Raw genomic sequence first — 5,186 nt, 5'->3', positions numbered from 1 at the left:
GAAATATCGGGAGCAATGAAACTGTAGGGTTGAGTTAGCCCATCTCCAAAAAATATCCATGATGGGGAGCAATGGGAAAAGTCAGCGCGTTACAGTTCATCTCTAGGTAAGCTCAATGAATAAGCGGAAATCACTCAGCCAGTACGGCTGGGTGTTGTTTGTTTTGGGGGGATTTTTTCGCAGCACGAATCCCTGGGCGAGTCAAGTGGGTTGAAATCGCGCCTGAGCTTTCTCAAGTCCGCCTAGGCGGAGTAATCCTGTTTGGGACTATTCCTGGGGAGAGGATATCAGTGACAGGGGTGCGCTGAGGGAGGGTTGTCAGGTGGGCGGTGCCCACCGGAGGGTAACATGGAATTTAGGACACTAGAGAGGGGAGTGCGCGCACTAAATAGTCGCTTAAGGTGACTGCATCTACTCCTAAGAGGGTGCGGTCCTGGGCGGCTAAAATGGCGGCTTGGGCGTGCCACCAGACGGCGCTTTGTACGCAGGGTGCAACTGGAGACTGGCGGGCGATCGCCTGGGCGATTAATCCACTGGCCAAACCGGTTAGCACATCGCCGCTACCGCCTCGGGCGAGGGCGGGGGTACTTTGGGGATTGATTTCGAGGCTACCGTCGGGATGGGCGATCGCGGTTCTCGCACCTTTTAATAATACCACCGCCCCGCTTTGTGAGGAGGCTGCCCGAGCTGCACTGGCAGCTTGGGTTTCGGCTTGTGCGATATCTGGGAAGAGGCGCTTAAACTCTCCTGGGTGCGGGGTGAGCAGGGTAAAACTCTGGCGCGGCGAGAGGGCGGCGATCGCATTCATCTGCGCCAGTATATTTAAGCCATCCGCATCTAAAATCAGGGGGCGATCGCTCTCGATTGCGGCTTTCACCACGGATTCCGCATCCCGCGTCAACCCGCAACCGCCGCCAATCGCATCAAACGACCCCAGATCCACGCTGTCGGGCAACTGGGCGATCGCCCCGGAGTCGGTTTCCGGACATCCGATAACGATCGCATCCGCCAATCGGTCACTCATATAGGGTTTCAGAGATTCCGGAACTGCGATCGAGAGCATTCCCACCCCCGACGCCCGCGCCCCCAACCCGCACAAAATCGCTGCCCCGGTATAGCGCCGGGAACCGCAGAATAGCAGTAAATGACCTTGCTTGTATTTGTGAGTGGATGACGCGCGGGAAAGGGGCAGATGGGCGATCGCGCGCTCTGGGGTAATTCGACCCAGGGAAGGGCGATCGGTCAACACCGCCTCGATATCCGCCAAGGGAATGCCAAAATCAATCAATTCCGCCTCACCCACATAGTCCAATGCCTTATCCTGCAATAGCCCCAGCTTCCACAAACCCAAACACAAAGTGTGAGTCGCGCGCACCGCCGTGCCCAACACCTCCCCGGTATCCGTATGCAGCCCCGAAGGCATATCGATACTCACTATCAATTTGTTCCATCGAACGAGCTGGTTGACCGCATCGGCGATCGCACCTTCCAAGGGACGTTCCAACCCAAAGCCAAATAAGCCATCTACCACCACATCGCAGGTTTCTAGCCATTCGATATTGTCCGAAAATCGAATTCCCAAACTGGCGACATATTCGGCATGTTTGCCCGTCAGTTCTTTGCACTTAGACAACGGGCGATAAATCGTCACTTCATAGCCTTTAAAATGCAATTCCCGCGCCACAACTAACCCATCGCCGCCATTGTGCCCCGGGCCGACTAAAACCCCGACTCGCGAGGCTTTTTCTGGGGGATAAAGGGCATGAATGCGCTGGGCGACTAATCCTGCCGCCTTTTCCATTAACGCCGCCACGGGCATTCCCGCATCAAATAACCGCCCTTCAATGGCGCTCATTTGCTCTGCATTAACGATAAACTGTTGAATCTTTTTTTGCCGTTCTTCTACGGGTTTCATAGTTGGATTCCTCTTTCGACTTGGGGAAACTTTATTCCTGATTTTTTAGGGTAGCAAAAAAGGGAAGGAGAACAAAGCGGGCGATTGAAATCGCGCCTGGGCAGGCAAAGCGCGTAGCCCGCGACAGCGCTATAATCCGCCTACGCGGACTTTTTGTATGGCTAGCAGTAGCGGTATTATACAAAAGTTTTGGGTGTACGGCGTGGCTCATGGGTGAGAAATGTCGTACCCCTACAGGTTAACGGTAGCCTATCGGTCGTATTCGTAAACCCGGGCATCCAGTCCGAAGCCTTTCAGGTAGCCGCTTTCCTGACGTGCTGTGACTGCATCGGGAAAAGGCCCGATCGCCAAATGCGGACCAAAGGGAACGCTGCGGCTGGATATTTCCGCTGGATTCATACCCGCCTCGATGAGTTCATTGGTAATTCGGGGAAAATCCTGGGGATTGGCGGGGATGACCACAAAGTAGCCGCCCGGGATGCCGAAAGTTGTGAGGTTGGCGGAAATGGGGGGAGTTGCTGCTGGGGGGAAGGCGGTAGCGACTGGTGGGGGTACATCTTCTACAGTGGCGATCGCGGAACGAATGCCCACCAGTCGTTCCAGTTCTCTGGCGCGGCGGTAGGCATTGTCGCGATTCACAAATACTCCCGCTTGAATCACCGTGCGACCCTGCAACTCTTTCACAAAGGCTTCGGGTTCGATTAACTGCACTTCTGCTAAGGCAATAGGATTATTGCCGGGAATATAAACCACGTAACGCTGAGAACTGGGCAACGGAGGCAATCCCGGTGGGGGTGCGGGAGGCACCTCAAAGGGGGGAAACCCCCCCGGATCCGAAGGGGGCGGCAATTCAGCAGGCACCGGTACCTCCGGGAGGGGTTGCGCCACCCCGGGCGGGGCAAACCGGATCCCCACAACCGCCAACAGCAGCAATCCGGAAGCGGGGAGAGGCCCAAGTCGCGATCGCCCCCACCGGGAGTCCCCCCCCCGAAAATCGATCGACCATGCAAACCATCCTTGCCCGTTGAGTTTCACCATCGATTTCCACCCCCTATCGCGAGTCCGAGAGAAATTTACAGTCAATTTAACATAGGAATTGCCATCGGTCACCGGTTGGGTGGTAACAGAGACTTCCTCAAATGACAGAGGATAAATAACCAGTGACAACCCGGAATATTTCCTGCTATAATTCACTTGAGAACCGCCATCCATCATCTTATCTAATTTTATGAATAAAGTAGTCGTTGGCCTCTCCGGCGGAGTAGACAGTTCCACTGCAGCTGCCATCCTCCATCATCAAGGATACGAAGTCGTTGGTCTGACCCTTTGGTTAATGAAAGGGAAAGGTCAGTGTTGCTCCGAGGGGATGGTCGATGCTGCCTATATTTGCGAACAATTGGGCGTCCCGCATCATGTGGTGGATAGTCGCGATTTGTTTCAAGAAAATATCGTGGATTATTTGGTCGCCGGGTACAGTGCGGGGGTGACGCCCTTGCCTTGCTCCCAGTGCAATAAAGCGGTAAAATTCGGTCCGATGCTGGGCTATGCGCGGCAAGAATTGGGGATCGACAAAATCGCCACTGGGCATTATGCGCGGGTGAGCTACGATGAAGCCACCGGGCGCTATGAGTTGCGCCGCGCGGTCGATCGCTCCAAAGACCAGTCGTATTTTTTGTATGACTTGCCGCAAGCATTGCTCGCCGGCTGTATGTTTCCGTTAGGGGAAATTCCGAAAACCGAAACCCGCCGGATTGCTGCAGAATATAATTTGAAAACTGCTGAAAAGCCGGAAAGCCAAGATTTATGCTTGGTAGAGGCGCATGGTTCGATGCAGGAGTTTTTGGAACAGTATATTTTGCAGCAAAAAGGCGATATCGTGGACCTAGAGGGCAATGTGCTGGGTCAACATGATGGGGTACATCGCTATACCATCGGACAGCGTCGAGGCATTGGCGTGGCGGCGGCGGAACCCCTTTATGTGGTGGCGTTGGATCCGGGACGCAATCAGGTGATTGTGGGCAACCGCGCCAGTGCGACTCAACCGGATTGCTGGGTACAGCGGGTAAATTGGGCCTCGATCGCGCCGCCGTCAGCCCCGATCCGCGCTGAAGTGCAGATCCGCTATCGCACTCGCCCGGTTCCGGTAACGGTGCTTCCGGAAAATGGGGGCGATCGCGTTAAGTTGGTGTTTGAACAACCCCAGTTTGGCGTCACCCCAGGACAAGCTGCTGTGTGGTATGATGGCGATCGCGTGCTCGGCGGCGGGGTTATCGAAAAAGCCGAGTAAACTAATCAAGCGATCGGGCGCGATCGCGCTTTCCTCTGCATGACAAGGACTCCTTCGCAAAAGGGCGAAACCCAAAAACTCGTTCCCCCCTGGGGGGAACGCCCCCAGGGAGGCGGATTCTCGCCCACAGGAGGCCAAATAATCGGCCCGATTTCTTAGCCCTTGAGGAGGTTATCGCGATCGCACGCTTTTTTTCATACCGATTGTGCCGATACTCTAGTTGAGAGATTTCACCCGTGGCTAGAAAAGGTGCTTGTAGTGGGACTGAACCAATGGAGGAAACAACTGTAACGAAGCGCTTACCCTCTCCCAAATACCTGCCCATCAAGGGGATTGTCGCCCTGTGGTTTGGGCCTGTGACCCGTTCCGGTGGATGAACCTTGTGCCCCCCGGTTTCCGGAAGCAGGGGCGAAACTGATTTGCGACTATCGGTTTTTTGGACAATCGGTAAGGCGATCGATGGATATTAGCCAGGGAAAATAGGGGAGTTTCGCAATGTAGCAACAAATGTAAAGGCTATTCGTTGCTACAACTACAAAAATCGGGAAAAATCGGTCGGATTGCTGCCCATTTTACCCCCAAATTTGCCATTTGGCTCCCTGGGAAATTTAATTTGCGCCTCCTCCACCCTCTCCCTACCACAAATCGCCCCGGAAATGGCCTGTTTTGCCCCCTAAAACCGCTAAAAACTCCATTTTTGAAAAAAAATTTTTAAAGCTCGCTTCGCTCGCAGGGTAAAGAAAAGAGGGAAAAGGGGAAAAGGGGAAAAGAGAAAAGGGCTAAACAGTCCTGGGGGAAGCACAGCACAAGCGAAATCCGAGGCCCCACCTGCAAAACTGCGGCTCGTACCAGTAGCGCAGCGCGGCACGGCAGAGCCTGGGGTCGCTGCCCCAAGACCCTGCGCGCAGCACCTGGCGATTAGAATTTCCACCAGTTGTCCACGCACTCCCATCTGACGGCGCACCATTGTAATTCTCGTGCCAA

Annotated in this window: 3 protein-coding genes; 1 reads left to right on the top strand and 2 read right to left on the bottom strand. The window is 54.6% G+C overall.

Annotated features, from left to right (window positions below; genetic code table 11):
* Window positions 1–355: 355 nt before the first annotated feature.
* Both AC0QH1_RS26790 and AC0QH1_RS26785 read right to left on the bottom strand, forming a co-directional pair.
* Window positions 356–1,915, bottom strand: coding sequence for an NAD(P)H-hydrate dehydratase (locus AC0QH1_RS26790; RefSeq protein WP_324634518.1), 1,560 nt, complete (start codon window positions 1,913–1,915; stop codon window positions 356–358).
* Between the two features lie 249 nt (window positions 1,916–2,164).
* Window positions 2,165–3,082, bottom strand: a complete 918-nt coding sequence (locus AC0QH1_RS26785; RefSeq protein ID WP_324634517.1) for a hypothetical protein — start codon at window positions 3,080–3,082, stop codon at window positions 2,165–2,167.
* Window positions 3,083–3,143: 61 nt separating this feature from the next.
* Here AC0QH1_RS26785 and mnmA point away from each other — a divergent pair, with 61 nt between their 5' ends.
* Window positions 3,144–4,202, top strand: a complete 1,059-nt coding sequence (gene mnmA, locus AC0QH1_RS26780) for a tRNA 2-thiouridine(34) synthase MnmA (RefSeq protein ID WP_324634516.1) — start codon at window positions 3,144–3,146, stop codon at window positions 4,200–4,202.
* Window positions 4,203–5,186 lie beyond the last annotated feature (984 nt).

The organism is Phormidium sp. CCY1219, assembly GCF_055795085.1.
This window is presented reverse-complemented; position numbering and strand designations above follow the sequence as displayed.

What these genes read in the sequence shown, in the direction of transcription:
- AC0QH1_RS26790 (WP_324634518.1), bottom strand. Translation starts at nt 1,915, where the DNA reads ATGAAACCCGTAGAAGAACGGCAAAAAAAGATTCAACAGTTTATCGTT.
- mnmA (WP_324634516.1), top strand. Translation starts at nt 3,144, where the DNA reads ATGAATAAAGTAGTCGTTGGCCTCTCCGGCGGAGTAGACAGTTCCACT.